Annotated in this window: 20 protein-coding genes; 8 read left to right on the top strand and 12 right to left on the bottom strand. The window is 43.0% G+C overall.

Annotation, left to right across the window (positions count from 1 at the left end; translation table 11 throughout):
- Positions 1–15: 15 nt before the first annotated feature.
- The 3 genes from JMX83_RS05855 to leuC form a co-directional block, all read right to left on the bottom strand.
- Positions 16–735 carry a hypothetical protein gene (locus JMX83_RS05855; protein ID WP_201599635.1) on the bottom strand — a complete coding sequence of 240 codons (720 nt, stop codon included), beginning with the start codon at positions 733–735 and terminating at the stop codon, positions 16–18.
- A 139-nt stretch (positions 736–874) separates the two neighbouring features.
- On the bottom strand, positions 875–1525 hold the full coding sequence (gene leuD / locus JMX83_RS05850; RefSeq protein ID WP_201599633.1) for a 3-isopropylmalate dehydratase small subunit: 651 nt from the start codon (positions 1523–1525) through the stop codon (positions 875–877).
- 141 nt (positions 1526–1666) lie between these two features.
- The gene (gene leuC / locus JMX83_RS05845; protein WP_201599632.1) at positions 1667–3085 is read right to left on the bottom strand and encodes a 3-isopropylmalate dehydratase large subunit; all 1419 of its coding nucleotides are present in this window, start codon (positions 3083–3085) and stop codon (positions 1667–1669) included.
- A 473-nt stretch (positions 3086–3558) separates the two neighbouring features.
- Here leuC and JMX83_RS05840 point away from each other — a divergent pair, with 473 nt between their 5' ends.
- Positions 3559–4431 carry a LysR family transcriptional regulator gene (locus JMX83_RS05840; RefSeq protein WP_058023799.1) on the top strand — a complete coding sequence of 291 codons (873 nt, stop codon included), beginning with the start codon at positions 3559–3561 and terminating at the stop codon, positions 4429–4431.
- Between the two features lie 475 nt (positions 4432–4906).
- Positions 4907–6406, top strand: coding sequence for a sodium/proline symporter PutP (gene putP, locus JMX83_RS05835; protein WP_201599631.1), 1500 nt, complete (start codon positions 4907–4909; stop codon positions 6404–6406).
- A gap of 464 nt (positions 6407–6870) precedes the next feature.
- Here putP and JMX83_RS05830 read toward each other — a convergent pair whose 3' ends face one another.
- The 3 genes from JMX83_RS05830 to JMX83_RS05820 form a co-directional block, all read right to left on the bottom strand.
- Entirely contained in the window at positions 6871–8307 is a 1437-nt protein-coding gene (locus JMX83_RS05830; RefSeq protein WP_201599630.1) for an outer membrane protein transport protein, read from the bottom strand.
- A 375-nt stretch (positions 8308–8682) separates the two neighbouring features.
- On the bottom strand, positions 8683–9912 hold the full coding sequence (locus JMX83_RS05825; protein ID WP_201599625.1) for an OmpP1/FadL family transporter: 1230 nt from the start codon (positions 9910–9912) through the stop codon (positions 8683–8685).
- A 223-nt stretch (positions 9913–10135) separates the two neighbouring features.
- A complete protein-coding gene (locus tag JMX83_RS05820) occupies positions 10136–10393 on the bottom strand; it encodes a SlyX family protein (RefSeq protein ID WP_201599618.1) in 258 nt (85 codons plus the stop codon).
- Positions 10394–10633: 240 nt separating this feature from the next.
- On the opposite strand from JMX83_RS05820, the gene JMX83_RS05815 reads away from it, so the two are divergent.
- From JMX83_RS05815 to JMX83_RS05790, 6 genes are all read left to right on the top strand, one after another.
- The gene (locus tag JMX83_RS05815) at positions 10634–12577 is read left to right on the top strand and encodes an ATP-binding cassette domain-containing protein (protein ID WP_201599616.1); all 1944 of its coding nucleotides are present in this window, start codon (positions 10634–10636) and stop codon (positions 12575–12577) included.
- Positions 12578–13099: 522 nt separating this feature from the next.
- Positions 13100–13684 carry a ubiquinol-cytochrome c reductase iron-sulfur subunit gene (gene petA, locus JMX83_RS05810; RefSeq protein WP_057759305.1) on the top strand — a complete coding sequence of 195 codons (585 nt, stop codon included), beginning with the start codon at positions 13100–13102 and terminating at the stop codon, positions 13682–13684.
- Between the two features lie 22 nt (positions 13685–13706).
- Complete coding sequence (locus JMX83_RS05805) at positions 13707–14912, top strand: cytochrome b (protein ID WP_179798892.1); 1206 nt, start codon at positions 13707–13709, stop codon at positions 14910–14912.
- Entirely contained in the window at positions 14912–15625 is a 714-nt protein-coding gene (locus JMX83_RS05800; RefSeq protein ID WP_101205476.1) for a cytochrome c1, read from the top strand. The genes JMX83_RS05805 and JMX83_RS05800 overlap by 1 nt, the downstream gene beginning before the upstream one ends.
- Positions 15626–15820: 195 nt before the next feature.
- Complete coding sequence (locus tag JMX83_RS05795) at positions 15821–16435, top strand: glutathione S-transferase N-terminal domain-containing protein (protein ID WP_057759299.1); 615 nt, start codon at positions 15821–15823, stop codon at positions 16433–16435.
- Positions 16436–16567: 132 nt separating this feature from the next.
- Positions 16568–17005: a ClpXP protease specificity-enhancing factor gene (locus JMX83_RS05790; RefSeq protein ID WP_201599612.1), complete on the top strand. Its 438-nt coding sequence runs from the start codon at positions 16568–16570 to the stop codon at positions 17003–17005.
- Positions 17006–17109: 104 nt separating this feature from the next.
- Here JMX83_RS05790 and dcd read toward each other — a convergent pair whose 3' ends face one another.
- The 6 genes from dcd to JMX83_RS05760 form a co-directional block, all read right to left on the bottom strand.
- Positions 17110–17685, bottom strand: a complete 576-nt coding sequence (gene dcd, locus JMX83_RS05785; RefSeq protein WP_058024138.1) for a dCTP deaminase — start codon at positions 17683–17685, stop codon at positions 17110–17112.
- Between the two features lie 142 nt (positions 17686–17827).
- Positions 17828–19060: an iron-sulfur cluster carrier protein ApbC gene (gene apbC / locus JMX83_RS05780; protein WP_201599610.1), complete on the bottom strand. Its 1233-nt coding sequence runs from the start codon at positions 19058–19060 to the stop codon at positions 17828–17830.
- Between the two features lie 209 nt (positions 19061–19269).
- Positions 19270–20070, bottom strand: coding sequence for a 3-hydroxybutyrate dehydrogenase (locus JMX83_RS05775; protein ID WP_201599608.1), 801 nt, complete (start codon positions 20068–20070; stop codon positions 19270–19272).
- Between the two features lie 42 nt (positions 20071–20112).
- Positions 20113–20742, bottom strand: a complete 630-nt coding sequence (locus JMX83_RS05770; RefSeq protein WP_201599606.1) for a 3-oxoacid CoA-transferase subunit B — start codon at positions 20740–20742, stop codon at positions 20113–20115.
- A gap of 125 nt (positions 20743–20867) precedes the next feature.
- Positions 20868–21581: a CoA transferase subunit A gene (locus tag JMX83_RS05765; protein WP_201599604.1), complete on the bottom strand. Its 714-nt coding sequence runs from the start codon at positions 21579–21581 to the stop codon at positions 20868–20870.
- Between the two features lie 136 nt (positions 21582–21717).
- Positions 21718–23058 carry a short-chain fatty acid transporter gene (locus tag JMX83_RS05760; RefSeq protein ID WP_201599602.1) on the bottom strand — a complete coding sequence of 447 codons (1341 nt, stop codon included), beginning with the start codon at positions 23056–23058 and terminating at the stop codon, positions 21718–21720.
- Between the last annotated feature and the right edge of the window lie 117 nt (positions 23059–23175).

Below are 23175 nucleotides of genomic sequence, written 5' to 3'. Positions count from 1 at the left end.
ATCAATTAATTTTTATTACGCTGTGGTCTTTTTAGGTTTAGATGCTGACGTTACTACTTTGACCATGCCTGTCTCTACAAACTCACCTTGGTGCTCAGACCCTAACTGTTTACAGAATCGGCGCTGCACCTTATTACCTTGTAATAGATCAATACATAGAGGCTCAGGCGACGCTGTATCCAATAAACTGCCAGATTTTTCACTGCTTTTCTTTTGATAAGCACGTAACTGATAAGTACCCGCGTCCGCAAAATCATGAATCATCGCAAAACGCTCAACGTATCCCATGTTATTCTCTGGATAAAAATTGACATGGACTTCACGTTTTGCAGGCATCATCCGTGCATAATAGTTGGTCAACCCTGGCATACCAGATGCGGCTAATGGCACTATCTTTATAGATTTTTTACTCATGAGCGGTGTCATCTCTACGCTCATTTGGGGCGTTGCAGTGCCTTTATAACTTGGTAAAGACGCTACAATCTGAGGATTAACTGGCTCATGATTGTCAGGAGAAATAACTAGTGTCTTATCTATTTGCAAGATTTCACAGTGGTAAGTACCCACGCACGCGATGTTTACTTCGCCAGCAACGGGTTGGATCTTACCTACCCACGCTTTCGCACTTTCTGCCTCATCTATTTTTTGATAGCCCGTCAATAGCTGGCAGCCTGACAAAAATAAGCTTGCAGCAACAATCGTACTTGTCGATAGAGCATAACGTTTTTTATTCATAATGGCGGCTACTATTCATAAGAGAGATAATAAAGTATGGTAAAAACTACCCTTCATTTTAGCCAGTTCACCGCCATAACTCAACGCTGCGTTGCGACTGGCCAGCAGTTTTGTGAGTAAGGGATCATAAAATCCTTACCTAAGCGCGTACGTCGTTAAAGATCCACGGCGTTTTCTGCATCATTTTATGCTCATAGTCTTTGATAGCATCGCTTTGCTGCAAGGTCAAACCGATATCATCTAGCCCATTTAACAAGCAATGTTTGCGAAAAGCATCCACTTCAAAAGCATACTCTTCACCTGTCGGCGTAATAACTACCTGACGCTCAAGATCTGCCGTCAGCTCATAGCCTTCATTGGCAACAGTCGCCTTCATTAAAGTATCTACAATCGCTTCATCTAGTACAATCGGTAACATGCCATTTTTAAAGCAGTTATTGTAAAAGATATCAGCAAAACTTGGTGCAATAACCGTACGAAAGCCATACTCAGAAAGCGCCCAAGGTGCATGCTCACGACTAGAGCCGCAGCCAAAGTTTCTGCGTGCCAGCAATATAGTAGCGCCTTGATAGCGGGGTTTATTCAATACAAAGTCTGGATTGATAACGCGTGTGCTATTGTCTTGACCCGGATATCCTTCATCAAGATAGCGCCAATCATCAAATAAATTCACGCCAAAGCCTGTACGTTTAATAGACTTCAAAAACTGTTTTGCAATAATTTGATCGGTATCGACGTTTGCACGATCAAGTGGGCAAACGATACCGGTTTGGGTGTTATAAGCTTGCATAAAATTTCCTATCAATTATATTTTTGCTGGCTGATGATCTTGATAAGCGTATCAAACAGTAAATAAATTTTTACCATTTCGACACCATGCTCATATATTTATCGTTGATATAAGCATAATGTCAGCTACTTATTATCAGTCTTAAAACGTACGAACGTCTACAAAATGACCTGCGAGCGCTGCTGCTGCTGCCATCGCTGGACTGACCAAATGCGTACGACCACCATTACCCTGACGACCTTCAAAGTTACGATTAGACGTCGATGCACAATGCTCTTGCGGCTCAAGTTTGTCAGCATTCATGGCAAGACACATAGAACAACCCGGCTCACGCCATTCAAAACCTGCTTCGGTAAACAAAGCATCTAAACCTTCAGCCTCTGCTTGTAGTTTTACCTGTCCAGAGCCTGCAACAACGATGGCTTCTTTGATATTATCAGCCACTTTACGTCCTTTGATAACTGCCGCAGCGTCACGCAAATCTTCGATACGCGAATTGGTACATGAGCCAATAAATATACGATCAAGCTGAATGTCTGTAATTTTCTGACCAGCTTCTAAGCCCATATAGGTATAAGCGCGTAACCAACCCTCTTCTTGCGCTTCATCAATGGCTTGGTCAGGTGTCGGTACCGATTGCGTGATATCAACGACCATCTCAGGTGAAGTGCCCCAGGATACTTGCGGTGCTATTTGGCTACCATCGATCTCAACCACGGTATCAAATACTGCGTTATCATCTGAATATAATGTACGCCAGTAGGCTTCAGCTTGTGGCCACTGTGACTCGTTTGGTGCATAAGGGCGACCTTTGACATAGTCTATCGTCGTATCATCAACAGCCACCATACCCACGCGAGCACCAGCCTCAATTGCCATGTTACAGACGGTCATACGACCTTCCATACTCATGTCTTCAAACACTTGACCTGCAAACTCAATTGCATGTCCAGTTCCGCCTGCCGTACCGATCTTCGCGATAATGGCCAGCACGACGTCTTTTGAGGTCACGCCCGCACCAAGTTGACCAGTGACGCGGATTTGCATGTTTTTTGATTTCTTCTGGATCAAGCACTGCGTTGCCAATACGTGCTCAACTTCAGAAGTGCCGATACCATGTGCTAAGCAGCCAAGTGCACCATGTGTCGCTGTGTGCGAATCACCACAAACAACGGTCATGCCTGGTAATACAAGACCTTGCTCAGGACCAACGACATGCAAAATACCTTGACGCGCATCGTTAATTGTAAATTCTGCGATATCAAATTTGGTGCAGTTCTCGTCCAAAGTGACAACCTGCAGACGTGATACCTTGTCTTTAATACCAGGGACACCTGCTGAGCGCTCTTTGGTGACTGTTGGCACATTATGGTCAGGACTGGCGATATTGGCAGACAGACGCCATGGCGCTCTATTGGCAAGCTCCAATCCTTCAAACGCTTGTGGACTCGTCACTTCATGCAACAGATGGCGATCGATATAAATTAAGCTCGAACCGTCGTCACGCTTGGTGACTTCGTGAGCATTCCAAAGTTTGTCATATAAAGTTTGACCGGCCATGATGCTATCCTTTATTAATTACTGCTGACTTGATTTTCGCTTGCTCACCTATTGGTAAGCTAAGGTTCTGTTTGTTCAATTAACTATTAGATTTATCTATAATGTTATATTTAACCGCATGACAGCTCTTTATGATTTGTGTGAGAGCATCACTTTGCAATAACTTCTACCTAATCAATGATATTGAAATATATATTCTGTAATTGCTATATTTTGTGTAGTATAAATATTATTCATTAATAATTTTAGATTTGTGGCTGTAATCAGCGCCTAAAACACGCTTTAAACTGCAAATAATCAACTTAAAAGAATAAATATGTGACAATACGCCTTGATGTCTTGTGATTATAGCAGGCAAATCCTATAATAATAATTGATGATTTTTAACTAGATGCAAACTTTTATTTCTAATACGTTATAATTGGCTCAGCCCACTTTTATTTATAGCTCACAAAGTAGCTAAGGAAATCCGTTTGAACACCACAAACTTGACGACATTCGTTACCGTTATGCACACTGGCAGTATTTCAGGTGCCGCAGAAAAGCTGTTCATCACTCAGCCTGCCGTCAGTAAGCGCATCAAAAACTTAGAAGATGAGTTTAACATTACTTTATTTGATACTGTAGGCCGCGGGATTGTACCCACGCAGGCGGCCAGTGAGATGCTGCCACATGCAAAACGTTGGTTGGAAGATTATGAGAACTTCAAGATTAACTTGCAGCATTCTCAGCATATCGTCTCTGGCAAGCTCGTGATTGGCACAAGCCATCATATTGGTTTGCATCATCTAGCACCCGTGCTTAAGCATTTTATTCAGACTTATCCCGCTGTTCAGTTAGAAGTTCATTTTGTCGATTCAGAAAAAGCACATAAAGCCGTATTAGATGGTGATTTATCGTTAGCGTTTGTCACGCTACCGCCTGTGTACGATAAACGCTTGACCTATCACACGCTTTGGTCAGATCCGCTTTATTTTATGACAGGTACTCTGTCACCTTTGGCAACCAAGTCTAATGTCACTTTAGAGCAGTTAGCACGCTATCCTGCTATTTTGCCTTCTGCCAATACCTTTACCAGTCAGATTACTTTGGCTGAGTTTGCTAAGCATAACCTAAAACCTTATGCCACGATGAGTACCAATCCGCTTGAATCCATTCGGATGCTGGTTTCTGTTGGACTGGGTTGGTCAGTACTTCCGCAAACTATGGTCAGTCAAGATCTGGAACGTATCGATATGGCCGACAATATTGAATTACAACGTTACTTAGGTGTGGTTATCAATCCGAAGCTAACACAATCTAGTAGCGTAACCGCACTACTCGATTTACTGGCGCCTATTGAGTAAAAACATCCTAATATAACAATTTAAGTATTTAAGCTATTCGCATTTGTGACTCTCATACGTTATAATATGCTTGACGTTGTTTTAATAACAAAAATTTACCACAAGGACACTGATAGTCATATATTGAATACTTCTAGTAAGATATCATGGTTAACAGTAGGTTTAATGGTTTCACTGATTGGTTATGTAGGTTGCTAATACTCATATATAAATAGCAGATGCGAGCAACAACAGTATATAAATGGAATGCGAGGTTCCCATTGTTCTCTATCTCTATATGAGTGCTAGCCATATAACGACATCAATCATATAAAACTACAAAAGATACTGAAAAAAGCCATTATGTCTTAATTAATGGCTTTTTTTGTCTTTAAATATTGTTTGAGACATTTTGTTTGAGGCATCGTCTTGTAGGACAGAACTTTTATAGTTAAAAAATAATTAAAGCCAACGATGTTGGTTAAGGATAACTTATATGAACGGAGTTTCTAGTGGCGTGCTTATATCACTTGGCGCCTATTTTTTAGTGATGATTGGAATTGGTGTTTACGCTTATTTTAAGCAAGCCAATGATACCGAGGGTTATCTTTTAGGAGGACGTAATCTAGGTCCAGCAGTTACTGCACTTTCAGCAGGCGCATCGGACATGTCAGGTTGGTTGCTACTCGGACTACCAGGCTATATGTATGCAGATGGTGTGGTGAGTATTTGGATCGCACTTGGTTTGACCCTTGGTGCCTTCTTAAACTATATCATCGTAGCACCGCGTCTTCGTGTTTATACTGAAGTCGCTGATAATGCTATTACTTTACCTGACTATTTTGCCAATCGCTTCGAAGATAAATCGCATATGCTGCGTGTAATCTCTGCTTTGGTTATCATTTTATTCTTTACTGTTTACACAGCAGCAAGTCTCGTAGGCGGTGGTAAGCTTTTTGAAAGCTCACTTAATCTATCTTACACCACAGGGCTTTGGGTGACTGCTGGCGTCGTTGTCGGTTACACGCTATTCGGTGGTTTCTTAGCAGTATCGATGACTGATTTTGTTCAGGGTATCATCATGCTATTTGCGATGGTCATTGTACCTGTCGTTGCCTTTACGGATCTTGGCGGTGTTTCAGCCACGACTGAAGCCGTTAGAAACATTGATCCAAGCCTACTAAATATTACTAGCGGTATGAGTGTCATCGGTATCATTTCACTTATGGCATGGGGTTTAGGATATTTTGGTCAGCCGCATATTATTGTACGTTTTATGGCAATCCGCTCAGTACGAGATGTGCCTACTGCACGTAATATCGGTATGAGCTGGATGATTGTCAGTCTTATCGGTGCGCTAATGACTGGTTTTGCTGGTCGTGCTTATGTACAAAAGACGGCTATGACGTTAGACGATCCTGAGACTATCTTCTTGGTATTCACTCAGTTCCTATTCCACCCGTTGGTTTCAGGTTTCCTATTAGCAGCGATTTTAGCAGCCATCATGAGTACTATCTCATCGCAGCTATTGGTAGTATCAAGCTCACTAACCAAAGACGTTTACAAACTGTTCTTTGATAAAGATGCACCAGAAGCTCGTCAAGTATTAGTGGGACGTATTTCGGTTGTGGCCGTTGCTCTCGCCTCTATCATGCTAGCCTCTAATCCAGACAGCTCAGTCTTAGACTTAGTTTCTAATGCTTGGGCAGGATTCGGTGCAGCATTTGGACCGTTGGTTATCTTCAGTCTTACATGGCGCGGCATGAACCGTAATGGTGCTGTAGCTGGCATGGTTGTTGGCGCATTGACTGTGATCTTATGGATTTATGGTCCATTCCAGATGAATGGTATGGCACTTAACAGCTGGTTGTTTGCTATCGTTCCAGGTTTTATCTTAAGTACTATCGCTATCTTTGCAGTAAGTATCATGACTGGTGGCCCAAGAGAAACGGTATCTGCTAAGTACAGAGAGATGGAATTGAATTTAAACAAATAAGTTTATACAGTAACTTTACCTTATTACTATAAAAAAACCTCGCCACTAATGGCGAGGTTTTTTATTGGTAGCTATTAATTATGATCTAAGTAGCTCCTATTGTAAGTAGGAAGGCTGCTCTAACTTTCTATTATGAGTATTTACTCTTAATAGAATAGCTATGTACTATTGCTAAATGCACCTATCTAAACACGAACCCTACTTATATGGATAGCTAACTATCATATAGGTAGCGACAATGGATACATTGTTTGCCATTTGATAAACTTGAAGATGGCTATCACACGTACAACAACGTAGAAGTAGTAAATAAGTTATAGCTATTAGTTGTTGATTTACTCTCTATAAAACACTCTAAGTATCCATTTATATCTAAGAGTTTTGATTTGATTCAAAATATTGGATAATAAAAAAGCGACCTATGACAGGTCGCTTTTTTATTATCTAACAGTTGTATAAGAATACTATTTCGCTTGATAAGAAAGTTTCAAACCAGCGATGTAACCATCGTTATCTTGGAAATCGCCAACAAGTTTGCCTGTTGGCAGTTGACCTTTAGCATCACCGAACCATAGGTATTTACCACCAGCTGACACAGCCCAGTTTTCCGTAACGTTGTACTTAGCACCAAGACCAACACTGTAGTAGCCTTCGACTGGGCCTAATGACGTTGTTGGATCACCCGCACCACTATCCCAACCAACCGTACCGCTGATCGCCAGTGCTGGTGCAACACGCTTAGCCAGACCTAGCTCTACTTGCCATTGGTCATCATCATATTCAACCAAATTTAATCCGTCGTCACCATAGCGACCACTGCTCTTACTGACTGCGTTATATAATGGTGGCGTCAGTACGAAATCACTCCAAGGCACCCAACGTACTTTTGCCGTTGCTAGAGTTGTCGGATTGATACCCGTTTGGAAATCAAAATTGACAGATTTAGGGGTAGTAACTTCAATAGTACCACTTTGATTCGCTGGTAGAGCACCAGCACTCAGAATTGGTGCGGCAGGATACGACTCGAATGTTTTTGCATCATGGTCAATCTCAGAGCGATATGTTAGTGCAGCCTTAAGCGCAATTTCAGGCTTACTATAGGCAATACCGGCGATATAACCATAATCCGTATCAGGACCCATATGCGAGGTATAACCTGTAGCAGGTCCATATGCTGTACCACGCAATGCTGTATCAGCTTGAATACGCTGAGCTACTGGACCGCCGTAAACTTGAAAGTTTTTATTCTGACCAAACTTCATACCTAGAAGAGCAGTTACGCTTTCACTGCGCACTTCAACTTTAGTATTGTCACCAGCAGTATCAAACTCTGCTTGTGTAATTGCAACTGCTGGTGCTAGCGCTGTTAGAGCACCTTGTTGTTGCGGTGTTAATGTACCACCGTTTGCAAGTATGCCCTGAAGAGCATTAACTGTGCCTTGTGCTTGCGCAAAGCTATTGACACCAAGTGGTGAGTTTGGACCAATTGCCCCTCCAGAAATAGCAGTAATCGTAGCATCGCGATCATTTTGTGCTACAAAATTACTATCGCCAGTATATTCAGCAGAAGCACCAAAAGGCTCATCGTATAAAATACCGACACTAAAGGTATCGTTAATATCAGCTTTTACGCCATAGCGGAAAAAGTCATAAGACTCAGCAATATCACCTGTTTTTTCGCCACGTACATAGGTATTATTAGTCGGAACATCATTAGCACTATCATAGCCACTGACATCAGCGTCGATATAGGTATAAACGGCTTCTGCATATGTGCCATCTTGGAAAAAGGCCGTGACATCCTGACCTGAGCGATCAAGACCAGCAGCATTAGTCATGCTAGCAACAGAGAGAGTAGCAATTGCTACTGCAAGGGTTTTCAAGTGAAAGGTAGTGCGCATTATATATCTCCAACGGTCCTTGTTGTAATATTACTTTAATAATCAATGAATAATATTGCTGCGCTTAACATTGAAGTTATCAAAGTCGTGTCCTAAGTTGAATACTAATGCCTTTTTGACACTAAAACAACATTTAAAGTGCTTTATTTCTTAATTATGACTGAACAGTACATATAAGATATAAATAAAACACTTTGGTTTACTTTTTATCTTTAGTGTGGTTTTTACAGTGGTGCTTATAGTTAGAAAGTAAATATTTTTTCACTTATGTTCTACTAAATATAATTTTTAGAAATACATCATAAAAAAAAGCGACCCTTAAAGGATCGCTTTTTAATATTAATGACAAATAGCGTCACATAATTGTTTTGTGATTTACTGAGCTTGGTAAGATAGCTTTACACCTAGTACGAAGCCATCGTTATTTTCGAAGTCACTAACAATCGTCTTAGTTGGGATTTGGCCTTCAGCATCACCGAACCATAAATATTTACCACCAGCAGACACTGCCCAGTTTTCGGTCACATTATATTTCGCACCAATACCAGCGCTATAATAGCCTTCGATAGGACCTAACGAAGTGACAGGGTTGCCTGCACCACTGTCCCAACCAACAGTACCACTGACAGCAAGTGCTGGCGCGACACGCTTGGCCAACCCTAGCTCTACTTGCCATTGGTCGTCATCATAGCTAACTAACGCTAATCCCTTATCATCCCGAGTCGAAACCTTGCTAACATCATTATATAGTGATGGTACGATAGCAAAATCACTCCATGGTACCCAGCGTACTTTGGCAGTTGCTAGGGTTGTAGGGTTGATACCAGTTTGAAAATCAAAGTTAACTGATTTAGGCGTAGTGATTTCAATACTATCATTTCTCTGTGCTGAAAGACCTAATGCAGATTCGATGGGAGCTGGTATAGCGCCAGTACCTACAATAGGATAGATTTCAGATGATTGTGCGTTGTGTTCAATTTCTGAGCGATATGTCAAGGCAGCTTTCAACGCGATTTCAGGCTTACTATAAGCTACGCCTGCAATGTAACCGTAATCTTGATCTGGGCTAATATGTGTCGTATAGCCGTTAGCAGCACTATAAGCGGTACCACGTAACTTTACATCAGCTTGTACACGTTGGGCCACTGGACCGCCGTATACTTGAAAGTTTTTATTTTCGCCAAACTTTGCACCAATAATCCCTGTGATACTTTCAGTACGTACTTCTACATTCGTACCTTCATCATTTCTAGGTGAAAGAGGATTCTGATCCACAAAATTATTGTCACCACTATAGTCAGCGGCTGCGCCAAAAGGCTCGTCATATAAAACGCCAACACTAAACGTGTCGTTAATGTCTGTTTTTACGCCATAACGAAAAAAGTCATAAGATTCTGCGATATCATCAATCTTATTACCTGAAGTATCTTCACCCGTCACGTCCGCATCGATATAGGTATAGACAGCTTCGGCATAAGTGCCATCTTGTAGGAATGCGGTGATATCTTGACCTGAGCGATCAAGGCCAGCAGCACTAGCGACGCTAGCAACAGAAAGAGTAGCAACAGCTACTGCAAGAGTTTTTAAATGAAAGGTGTGGCGCATTTTATATCTCCAAACATCCGCATTGTTTTACTGTTTTACCAAGTATTAATTAATAGGTAATCAGCATCCGAGGTGGGAGATAGTAAAGAATTTTTAACACTAAAACAACTGCCAAAATACATTATTTCCATATTATGACTACTAAGTCACCAAAAGGTATCTTCATTTAAAAATACACATATTGCGATCATTCACTACTAATTATCTTACTTGCTGTTATTTTTTAATAATGTGGTGGTCTATCCGCCATTACATCGAATGGTGCAATGCCACTTTCCGTATCTTGACCCTCAATCTGTTTATAAATCAGCTGTAGTTGACGTTGCAGCGTATGAATATCCTTGTCTTGTCGCGTGATTACGTCATCCAGTCGTTCGACGGTAACTTCAAGGTGCGCGAGGCTCATTTGCAAATCGATTACTTGGGCTTGCAGATCATCTTGCACTGTAGAAGTATCGGTTATAGTTTTAGATTGGTTCATATTTTTCTCTAGATCATAGTAAGTATTAAAGTGAAAGAATGGATTATTAAGGGGTTCAAGGAGTACTGTAGATTAGAGATAAATCTATAATAATAGTCGTTAAATAGCATCCATTAGTAAAAGCAATAAATAGTACTGATAAAACTATTTACTCCCACTACAGTGATGCGGTGGCATGTTATACTGCAGGCAATTTTGCAACAACCCCTACCTCACTATTATATAAGCTTAAGATACTCTATGGCACTGATTCATTTAAAAGACATTCACTTAGCCTTTGGCGTCGCGCCTGTTCTTGATGGTATTGATTTTTCTATCAATACAGGCGAGCGTGTGTGCTTGATTGGCCGCAACGGCGAAGGTAAATCCACTTTGTTTAAACTGATCAATGGCTCATTGCAGCCTGACAGTGGCGAGATTATTACCAACAGTAGCATGCGTGTGGCGATGCTAGAACAAGACGTTCCTGAAACCAGTGGTCGCATCTTAGATATCGTCATGGGTGGTAGTCGCCGCACGGCTGACTTGCTGATTAACTATAACAAGCAAGTGGATATGTGCGCCAATGGTGATATGGATGCCTGTGAGCATATGGCGACCCTACAGCATGATATCGACGCGGTACATGGTTGGGACTTAGAACGTGATGCCATGCGTCTGATTACGACCATGGGCCTTAATCCAGAAGATGACTTATCATCCCTATCTGGTGGTCGTAAACGCCGCGTGTTACTTGCTCGTGCGCTAGTTACTAAGCCTGATGTGCTACTCCTAGATGAGCCAACCAACCATTTGGATGTTGAAAGTATCGAATGGTTAGAGCGCTTTTTGCTGGATTGGCAAGGCCTGACGTTGTTGTTCGTGACTCATGATAGAGCATTCGTAAATAAGCTATCGACTCGTATCATCGAGCTTGATCGTGGTCAATTGACCAGCTATGACGTGACCCAAGGCGAAGGTGGCTACGCCCGCTACCAAGAGCTAAAAGAGCTACAATTACAGGCTGAAGAAAAGAACAACGCCAACTTTGATAAAAAACTGGCGCAAGAAGAAGTATGGATTCGCCAAGGTATCAAAGCTCGCCGTACCCGTAATGAAGGCCGCGTCCGTGAACTAAAAGCATTGCGTGAAGAGCGCAGCGAACGCCGTGAGCAAGTGGGCAATGTAAACATCACGATGGGTCAAGGCGAAAAAAGCGGCAAGCTTGTCTGTAAGGTCAAAAACTTGCATCTTGAATACGATGGCAATGTATTGGTTGATAATTTTACGACCACTATCATGCGTGGCGACAAAATCGGTATTGTCGGCCCTAACGGTGCTGGTAAAACCACCCTTATCAAAGCCCTACTCGATATGTCTGATGATGAAGTCACCAAGACCGGCCATGTTGAATTAGGCACTAATCTAAAAATTGCCTTTTTTGACCAGTTGCGCGATCAGTTAGATCTGGAAGCAAGCGTCGCGCAAAACGTCTCAGAAGGTTCTGACTTTGTCGAAGTTGGCGGTCGCAAGACACATATCATGAGCTATTTGCAAGACTTCTTATTTGCCCCAGAGCGTGCACGTACGCCTGTCAAAGCTTTGTCAGGTGGTGAGCGTAACCGTGTATTGCTGGCCAAGCAGTTATTAAAACCTGCCAATATTTTGGTACTCGATGAGCCAACCAACGACTTGGACATGGCGACACTTGAGCTATTAGAAGAGTCAGTCGCTAGCTTTGGTGGTACGATTTTGCTGATCAGTCATGACCGATCATTCATGGATAACGTCGTTACCTCTACTTGGGTATTTGGCGAAGATGAAGACGGCAAAGGCACTGTTAGCGAATATGTTGGTGGCTACCAAGAGTATTTGGTGCAAAAAACCCGCGAAGAGGCAGCACGCGCTGCAAAAGCACCTGCCAATAATGCGGTCAGCAAAAAAGCAGCAAACAAATCTGGCGCAGATACCAAGCCTAAAAAAGCAGCCAAAAAGCTGAACTATAATGAGCAGCGTGAATTGGATAACTTACCAAAAGAAATCGCCGCACTCGAAACCGAACAAACTCAGCTACAAGAAAAATTGGCTGATGGCTCTTGGTTTAATACCGACTTTGATGCAGCGACAGCCGCAAGTGAGCGGTTATTAACAATCGAAGATAAAATGATGAGTAAGCTTGAGCGTTGGAGCGAGCTTGAAGGCTAGTATTGGCAATACTCTAGCTGAGTTTATTGGAATAACGCATATATACCTTGCATTACGTATTTCGATAAACAAGTTTCTGATAGTCTGATAAAGCTTTATTAATTATTCTGAAAGCATCACCACTTTATTATATAGAGTGGTGATATTTGTTTTACAGAAACTTACACAGCAGTTAGATAGTGAAAGTTAGTGAACATTCCCTTAATTTCAAGTATCATTCGCTATTGCTGAAAATCCTTATTAATTATAAGGTCATGACATTTACAATCCCCATAAAAGCAAAGTTGGCGTTAAACATTGATAATCCGACTGTTTTGGTCTGATTGTCATATTCAACCTCCTAATATGTCCCATTAAGGTTGCTTTATTTTTAACGCAATAATTTATTTTATCACCGAAATAGCTTAGAATAGTAACAATTAGCAAAATTAGGCACAGCTAAAGTGGCTTGATATTGTATATTTTCTAAGCCACAAACCCAGTGTGGGATAATCCCATTTCATTCACCTGGAGGAAGTATTAATGAGCCAAGCCGAAGGCGTTAATGTACAACGCCGTAGAGTTCTTATTGCCTCAACTGCCGCGATTGGTGCAGCTGGGGTAGCTGCCGTGGCGACACCTTTTGTCCGTTCTTGGTACCCAAGCGCTAAAGCTGAGGCTGCAGGGGCTGCAGTGACCCAAGATATTGGTTCTATCGAAGATGGACAAATGATCGTCGTCAAATACCGTGGTAAACCTATTTATGTGGTTAAGCGCACCGAAGACATGGTTGCAGGACTAGAGTCAGTTAAACCTCTATTATCTGATCCTGAGTCTGATGCGTCTCTACAACCTGAATATTGCAAAAATCCCACTCGCTCTTTAGATCCAACCGTATTGGTGGTCGAAGGCGTTTGCACACATTTGGGCTGTGCACCAAACTACCGTCCTGATGTGGGCGCGGTGGATTTAGGTGGTAATGATTGGTACGGCGGATTTTTCTGTCCGTGTCACGGGTCAAAATATGACTTAGCAGGTCGCGTATATAGCGGCGTTCCTGCACCACTTAATTTACCCGTTCCAGAATATGGTATGGATGGTACCATCTTGACGGTTGGGGAGGCTTAATATGAGTATGGGTAAAAAGTTAATGCATTGGGTGGACGCGCGTTTTCCAGCGACCGAAACCTATGAATACCATATGTCAAAGTACTACGCACCAAAGAACTTTAACTTTTGGTACTTCTTTGGCGTGCTATCAATGATCGTACTGGTCAACCAATTGGTGACTGGTATATGGCTTACGATGATGTACAACCCAAGTGCCGAAGGGGCATTTGCGTCTGTTGAATATATCATGCGTGACGTAAAAGGTGGTTGGCTCATTCGCTATATGCACTCAACCGGCGCATCTGCGTTTTTCGTCGTTGTATACCTGCATATGTTTAGAGCCTTGTTATACGGTTCATACCAAAAACCTCGTGAGCTTATTTGGCTCATCGGTATGGGTATCTACCTAGCACTTATGGCAGAAGGTTTCTTCGGTTACCTACTACCTTGGGGCAACATGTCATTCTGGGGTGCTCAGGTTATCTTGAACTTACCTGCAGCGCTACCTGTTATTGGTGATGGCCTTGCTGAATGGGTACGTGGTGACTATATCATCTCTGGTATTACCCTAAACCGTTTCTTTGCTCTACACGTTGTTGCTATTCCATTAGTACTCGTGGGCCTAGTATTTATGCATATTGTGGCGTTGCACCATGTGGGTTCGAACAACCCTGATGGCATCGACATCAAAAAGCTAAAAGACAAAAATGGTGTGCCTTTAGACGGTATCGAATTCCATCCGTACTACACTGTGCATGACATGGTTGGTATTGTTGTGTTCTTTATCTGCTTCTTTGCAGTGGTATTCTTCTTCCCAGAAGGCGGCGGTTTCTTCCTTGAACCACCAAACTTTGAGACAGCGAACTCACTGAAAACACCAGCACATATTGCACCAGTATGGTACTACACGCCGTTCTACGCTATTTTACGTGCGGTTCCTGACAAGCTTGGTGGCGTGATTGCGATGGGTGGTGCGATTGCCGTACTGTTCTTGATCCCATGGCTTGATAGGTCTCCTGTGCGCTCTATACGTTACAAAGGTATATTATCTAAGATTGCGCTGACCGTCTTTGCTATTAGCTTTGTTGTATTGGGTTACTTGGGTGCGACGCCTGCGACACCAACGGCAACCATCATGGCTCGTGTATTCACGATTCTATATTTCTTGTTCTTCTTGCTGATGCCTTTCTACACTGCGATTGAGAAGTGTAAACAGCCACCAGAACGCGTTACCGGAGGTCACTAATGAACACGCTAATTAAATCCCTAGCTGGTCTAGGCTTAGGCGCGGCATTAACCTTGACTGCTGGTACGGCAATGGCTTCAGGCAGTGGCTGCGGTACATTCACCAATGCAGATGGCGTTGATGAACACCTGGCTTGTAGTACAGCTCCTATTGATTTTACCAATAAGGGCTCACTACAAAACGGCGCGAAGATCTTTATGAACTACTGTGCTGGGTGTCACTCAGCCAAGTACGTTCGTCATTCGCGCATTGCCAAAGATTTAGAGATACCGCCTGAGTTGGTTGAAAAGTATTTGATGGTTACTACCGATCAAATCGGTGACCACATTACTGCTGAGATAGATCCTGAGATTCAAGCGTCTTGGTTTGGCGCAGCGCCTCCTGATCTATCACTTGAGACACGTCTGCGTGGCGACGACTGGGTATATACTTACCTACTGTCGTTCTATGAAGATCCAAGCCGTCCTTGGGGCGCGAATAACTTAGTACTGGCCAATGCAGCGATGCCTCACGTATTGCATAATATGCAAGAAGAGTTGAGCCAAGAAGAGTTTGAATCTGAAGTTGGTGACTTGGTTAACTTTATGGCGTGGATGGGTGAACCTGCTCGCCATGACCGTCAAGTAATTGGTTTCTTTGTAATTCTATTCTTATTAGTACTGCTCATCCCAGTTTACTTATTGAATAAAGAATTCTGGAAAGATGTTAAATAAGTCATAGTCAGCAGACAGTTCTGAGAAATAAAAAAGGCACTACTTCGGTAGTGCTTTTTTGTGCCTTGATATAGAGCATAAATACTAGATATGCCGGAAAATAAGTCGCTCAGCGCTAATGTTTACGTACACTACCTTGATAAACGTTGCGAGTTTGTTTACGATGACAACCTTCACTATTAACATTAGGCTTTCATGATTGATGCGAATGACATTCCAAGTAGTCAGCTAATTTTGTATGCTGATGACGGCTACGACAGTCATGTGGTACGCCTATTACTTGAAGAAAAAAAGCTCGCTTACTATTTGTCTCGCTTACATTCTGAGCGCCCTGAAGATTTGACTGAGCTAAACCCTTATCATACTTTGCCTGTATTACAGCAGCGTGAGATTGCGCTTTATGAGATTAACGTCATTTTTGAATATCTTGAAGAGCGCTATCATACAAATAAACTGCTCCCTGAGACACCGCAAGAGCGTGCACAGTTTCGCCAACTGGCTTGGCGCATTCAGCGTGATTGGTTAGTACTTGGTAAGCGCTTGTTGACGCATCCAGACAGTTTTAATAAAGCACAAGCTGCCATTGCCAAAAAACAGCTCAGTGATTCATTAATTACTCTGTCACCGCTGTTCGCTCATAAGCCTTATTTTATGGCTGATGAGTTTGGCTGGTGTGACGTGTTATTAGCACCATTATTATGGCGATTAGATGAGATGGGTATTGAGCTGCCACGTGCCATTAGCCGTCCATTATTTGAATACCAAACGAGAGTGTTTGAGCGCAGTAGCTTCCAAAAAAGTGTGCGTTGATTAGACAAGTATCGAAAGCTGTCCTAAAATAAAGTATAAATAAGATAGATGTTAGTTAGCATCTGTCATTTGATAAGTTGCTGAACGAGATATTTTTCATTATTAAAAATTATTAGTATAGGAAATCATTAAATGAGCGAAACCACCTCTATTACACCTACCCGCCCTTATATGGTACGTGCACTATATCAATGGATAGAAGACAACGCTCTGACACCATACTTGATGGTCGATGCTACTGCTGATAACGTACAGATACCAACAGAGCATGTGCAAGACGGTCGTATCGTACTAAATATTGCCAGCCGTGCTACAGGCAATATGAGTATGGAAAATGACTACATACATTTTAGTGCGCGTTTTGGTGGCGTCTCACAAGAAATTTGGGTGCCGCTTACGGCAGTAATGGGCATTTATGCTAAAGAAAATTCGCAAGGGATGTTCTTTGATCCAAAAGAATATGATAACTATGTACCAGAAGAAGACGACGCACCGATTGCTAGCAAAAAACCTGCTACCGCACCTAAACCGAAGCGTGATAACAAAGCAGGTTTAAAAGTTTTAAAGTAATTAGAGATTCAAACTCATTACTTTTCACATAATAAGAAAGCCAGTCATGTTTGCTATGACTGGCTTTTTATTGTCTGTTCAAAGACTTGATACTTTATATTTGACTAGGTTCTTGGCAAGGTCACGCCGCGCTGGCCTTGATATTTACCGCCGCGGTCTTTGTAGCTGGTCTCGCACACGTCATCGGCATCGCTTTGGAAAAACAGCATTTGTGCCACGCCTTCACCTGCATAAATACGAGCTGGTAGATTGGTAGTGTTACTAAATTCAAGTGTCACATGACCTTCCCATTCAGGCTCAAGCGGCGTTACGTTGACGATAATACCGCAACGTGCGTAAGTCGACTTGCCTAGACAAATAGTCAGTACATCGCGTGGAATACGGAAATACTCCATGGTACGTGCTAAGGCAAACGAGTTTGGTGGAATAATACACTCATCACCGACGATATCGATAAAGCTTTTATCATCGAAGTTTTTAGGATCGACAACGACTGAATGGACGTTGGTAAACACCTTAAATTCAGGCGCACAGCGTACATCATAACCATAGCTTGACGTACCGTAGCTCACTAAACGCTCGCCTGCATCATTGAAGCGCACTTGACCTGGCTCGTACGGCTCAATCATGCCATGCTCTTCGGCCATTTTACGAATCCAGCGGTCAGACTTGATAGACATTGTTATTCCTTAGCAAATATTTAATAGCGACGATTATACGGAATTGATGGCTCAATTTATAGGGTCGCAATGACTTTAAAACTGACGACCTTATAAAATGCCTTTCTGCATAAACGCATTTTTTAACCAAGTGTTTCAAGCATCAAAAAATACGCTTATCATCGACAGGTTTGGCAAATTTATTGATATTGGTTTCGATATTTTTGGCAATGCTCAAATAATAGGTCGCAAACTCGTCGTCAGCCAGTACGCTTGGCACGCCTTTATCGACTTGGGCGCGGATACCACTGGCAAGTGGTAGTTGCCCTAATAGCGGCACCTGATACTGCTCAGCGATAATCTCACCACCGCCAGTACCAAAAATCGCTTCGGTATGATTGCAGTTACTACAAGTGTGTAACGCCATGTTTTCAACGACACCAAGCACAGGAATACTGGTTTTGTTAAACATCTCGATACCCTTTTGCGCATCAAGTAGTGCAACGTGCTGCGGCGTCGTGACGATGACAGCGCCTGTCACTGGGATACGCTGTGCTAAGGTCAGCTGTATATCGCCCGTACCTGGCGGCATGTCAATCACCAAGTAATCTAGCTGTGGCCAGTTGGTTTGATTATAAAGCTGCATCAGCGCACCCGTGGCCTTTGGCCCGCGCCACGCCACTGGTGTGTTCTCCCCATCGAGCAAACTACCGATAGAGAGCATCGCTATTCCATGCGCATCCACTGGCACAAACTGCTCATTTTCTAACTGCGGCTTCACATCGGCAACGCCTAGCATCGTTGGCATGCTAGGGCCATAAATATCTGCGTCGAGCACACCAACACGATTGCCCAGCTTCTGTAATGCCAGTGCGATGTTCACAGTCGTCGTTGATTTGCCAACGCCGCCCTTGCCTGATGCCACAACAATAATATGGCGGATACGAGGATGCGCAGCTAATGAAGATTGTGTTGGAGCAGCTTTGGTAATTGGCGGCTCGGCGTTAGCGTTATTGGCATTACTCGCGTTGTTATTAGCGCCAGATGAAGGCTGGGACTCCATTGCATTTGTCGTCTTAGGCATTTGCTTTGGTAAGCTAGAACCTGACCCTTTTTCTGGCGCAGGTAAACGTACATTCATATGAATCGTGGTAATACCATGTGGATGCAACAATTGACCAAGCTCTTGTTGGACAGCTTCAGGGTTGCTGTCTTGTGGTAGGCGTAAGTCTAACGTCAGCGCCTCGCCGTCACGCTCAAGACCTGTGACCATCGTCGCAATGCTGACTGTTCCTATCTCATACCCAAGCAATACTTTGTCAACGGCACTATCACGTTCTGCTTGCTGCTGCGGTGTTTCGGTTTTGGTGGTTTTTTTCTTCATAAAGTTGAACATAGCTATTATTATTGCCTATACAAGTGGATGGGTTTGGCATATGGCTTAATTCATATCATCTCATATTGAGCAAACAATAAAACCAGTGAACATTTTAGCCAAACCTTCTATCGTGACAGTGTAGCTGAATTGGACGCATAAAAAAACCACAACGCCAGTAGGTCTGACCTTGTGGTTTGTTCTATTATAATAGGCGCAATATCTGTCTATTAGTTCATAAACCAGCCATGACTGGCAACGATAGATTGTCCTGTAAATACATTACTTGGAAACGCCGCTAAGAATAGTGCCAACTGAGCAATATCCTCTACCGTCGTAAACTCTTTGTCGACAGTATTTACTAGCATAATGTCATTAACGACAGATTCTTCACTAATGTCTTTCTCGCTTGCCTGCTGCGGGATTTGTTTTTCGACCAAAGGCGTTTTGACAAATCCTGGACAGATCACATGCGAGCGCACATTATGCTCAGCACCTTCTTTGGCCAATACGCGGCACAGTCCTAGCAGCCCATGCTTAGCAGTGACGTAAGGGGCTTTATAAAGTGACGCTTCATGCGAGTGTACTGAGCCCATGTAAATGACGGTGCCGCCTTTATCGTCTTTATACATGTGCTCTATCGCCGCTTTGGTCGTCAAAAATGCCCCATCTAAATGAATGGCGAGCATTTTTTTCCAGTCATCAAACGCCATTTTATGGATAGGATTGATAATCTGGATACCAGCATTAGACACCAAAATATCAATACCACTAAAGGTATCAACCAATTTCTGTACACCTTCGTTTACCGCATCTTCAGAGGTGACATCCATCGCAATCGCAAGAGCACGCCCGCCATCTGCTTCAATGGCATCAACCGTTTGCTGTGCTGCTTCAAGATTGATATCGGCAATACCAACCGCTGCGCCTGCTTTTGCATAAGTTTCAGCGATATCACGCCCGATACCACTTGCAGAGCCAGTGATTAATGCCACTTTGCCTGTTAAATCCTGCTGTAATTGGGTGGCCATATAGGTTCCTTATTATGATCTATAAATGTTAGGAGATAAATCCTATTGAGCAATACTGACTGGCGTTTTTTCTTGTAGCTCATCAAAGCTTACGCCATCTGCTAATTCAACCAGTTTTAGACCATTATCAGTAACGTCTAATACGGCAAGCTCAGTAATGATACGATCAACCACGCCTTTGCCCGTCAATGGTAGCTCACAGTTGGCTAAGATTTTTGGATCGCCATGCTTATTGACCTGCTCCATCAATACAATCACACGCTGTACGCCTGCGACCAAATCCATCGCACCACCCATGCCTTTGACCATTTTTTTGGGAATCATCCAGTTAGCAAGATCACCTTTTTCTGAGACTTCCATGGCGCCTAATATCGCCAAGTTGACATGACCGCCGCGAATCATCGAAAAGGACTCTGAGCTGCTAAAATAACTGGCCCCTGCTTCTGCCGTCACGGTTTGCTTACCTGCATTAATCAAGTCTGCATCGACGTTTTCTGCTGTAGGGAACTCACCAATACCCAACAAGCCATTCTCTGATTGTAACCACACGTCTACGCCTTCAGGAATGTAGTTGGCGACCAGCGTTGGGAGACCGATGCCTAAGTTAACGTAATAGCCGTCTTGTAGCTCTTTTGCAGCGCGCTGCGCCATTTGTTCTCTTGTCCATGCCATGCTGATTTCCTTATTTTTTACGATATTCTATTGTTATTCATCTAAATCGTTAGTTATCTAAACAATTAGCTATCTAAGTTATTATCAATCTAAAAGCTGACGATAAGTTTCAACCATGATTTTATCTAAGCGCCTTCTACTGCTTTAGTCGTGGTTTTTTCGATACGTTTTTCAGGGCTAGCATTTAATACAATACGCTGAACGAAGATACCCGGTAGATGCACTTCATCTGGATCAAACGTGCCTGTCTCGACGATTTCTTCGACTTCGACGATGGTGATTTTTCCCGCCATCGCGCAATCTGGGTTGAAATTACGAGCGGTTTTATTAAATATCAAGTTGCCGGCTTTATCGGCCTTCTGTGCTTTGATGAGTGCCACATCCGCGCGTAATGAATGCTCTAACACATAAGTACGACCATCAAAATCACGTGTCTCTTTACCTTCGGCAACCAAGGTGCCCACACCTGTTGCGGTATAGAACGCAGGAATACCTGCACCGCCTGAGCGTAGCTTTTCGGCCAATGTACCTTGCGGCGTTAACTCAACTTCTAACTCGCCTGCCAAGTACTGGCGCTCGAACTCTTTGTTTTCACCAACGTATGATGAAATCATTTTTTTGATTTGGCGGGTTTGTAGTAGCAGACCAAGTCCGAAATCATCGACGCCAGCGTTGTTACTGATACAAGTCAACTCTTTAACGCCACTATCACGTAGTGCTTCGATCAATGCTTCTGGAATACCGCATAGACCAAAACCACCGATAGCGAGTGTTTGCCCATCACTGACGATGCCACTTAACGCCTCTTCGGCACTCTTATATACTTTTGATTGACTCATGCTTATCTCCTATGATTATCATTTATATTTTTTAATCCATGTAAAGCTCATACTGACCTAGTTATATCAAGCATCCATTTGATTTACTGCTTTTCAAAAATTTTGCTATTACTTATTTCTTTTGAACATTACAACGTTATACCACCAACCAAAACACGCCCATTATGACTGCACCAGATACGGCAAGCACGATCAGGCAATAGCCCATGATAGCGCGTGCATCTAAACCTGCGATACCCAACAATGGCAAGGCCCAAAACGGTTGAATCATATTGGTCCACGCGTCCCCCCATGCAATCGCCATCGCAGTGATGGCTGGATTGACACCCAGCTCAATGCCAGCTGGAATCATAACGGGGCCTTGAACAGCAAACTGTCCACCGCCCGACGGTACAAAGACATTTACTAGGCCAGCACTTAGAAATGCAAATATCGGAAAGCTATCTGCGGAAGCGGAATTGACAAAAAACTCGGTAACTTGCGTACTGATAGAGATGCCATCCGCATTGGCACCCGTCATAATTCCCATGATACCGCCATAGAAAGGGAACAGCAGTACAATGCCTGTGATGCCGCCGATACCTGAGTGTACGGCGCGATAATAGCGCTCTAGCGTGCCATGCGATAACAAACCAATGAATAAAAATAGCCCAATGACGATGTTTAATCCTAAATTGAAGCCGTTGTTGCCAAACTCGCTGATATAGTACATCAGTGCTAACGCTAGCAATATCACAGCGATAATACGGCTGTCATCTAATTTTTGCGCGGGTGTCTCTCTGGGAGGCGCGACGTACACTTCTTCCTTAATCAGCTTTGGATCAATCACAGTAGGATTTTTGGGATGCATAAAGCGGTTTAGCAGCGGCAAAACCACAATGAGCAAACCCACAATCAGTAAGTTATAGCCTGCAAATACGGTCTGCGATAAAGGCACTGCTTCGGTCATCGTATTGCCAGATAGCGTCAGCAGTGTGTCACCGCCTGAGCTGAGCGTCAAAGGTATCGAGCCTGAGAAGCCACCATGCCAAATCACAAAACCCGAATAAGCCGCAGCAACGAGTAAAGGATAATCAACATTGGCGACTTTCTTTGCTAAGGCTTTAGCAAAAATGGCCCCAATAATCAGACCAAAACCCCAGTTTATCCACGAACCGACCAACCCAACCAAAGTGGATACAATAATGGCGGTCGTAGGAGAATGAACTCTGCTGGCTAAATTGTCTAATAGCCGTTGAATAAAGGGCGCACTCGCAAACGCGTAACCTGTGACCAAAATCAGCGCCATTTGCATCGCAAAGCTATGTAATGACCACAGTCCATTACCCCAATGCCCTGCCATCGCAATCATATCTTGACCAGTAATAGCCAAGCCAACGACAAAGGCAATGAGCGTTAAGACAATTGAAAAGACAAACGGAGATGGTAGATAGCGATTGACCAGCTGTACGCTCACGTTAGTGATGGCACTAAACATATTCACATTCCTTGTAAATTTGCTGTTTGTGATGAGATTGATGACCAGTTTTTATGGTTAGCGCTTGTTATCAATACACTTCCATTTGATAAGCGCGGCTCATATCAAACATTATAC

This window comes from Psychrobacter piscatorii (assembly GCF_904846415.1).
In the GTDB taxonomy this organism is placed as follows: Bacteria; Pseudomonadota; Gammaproteobacteria; order Pseudomonadales; family Moraxellaceae; genus Psychrobacter; species Psychrobacter piscatorii.
This window is presented reverse-complemented; position numbering and strand designations above follow the sequence as displayed.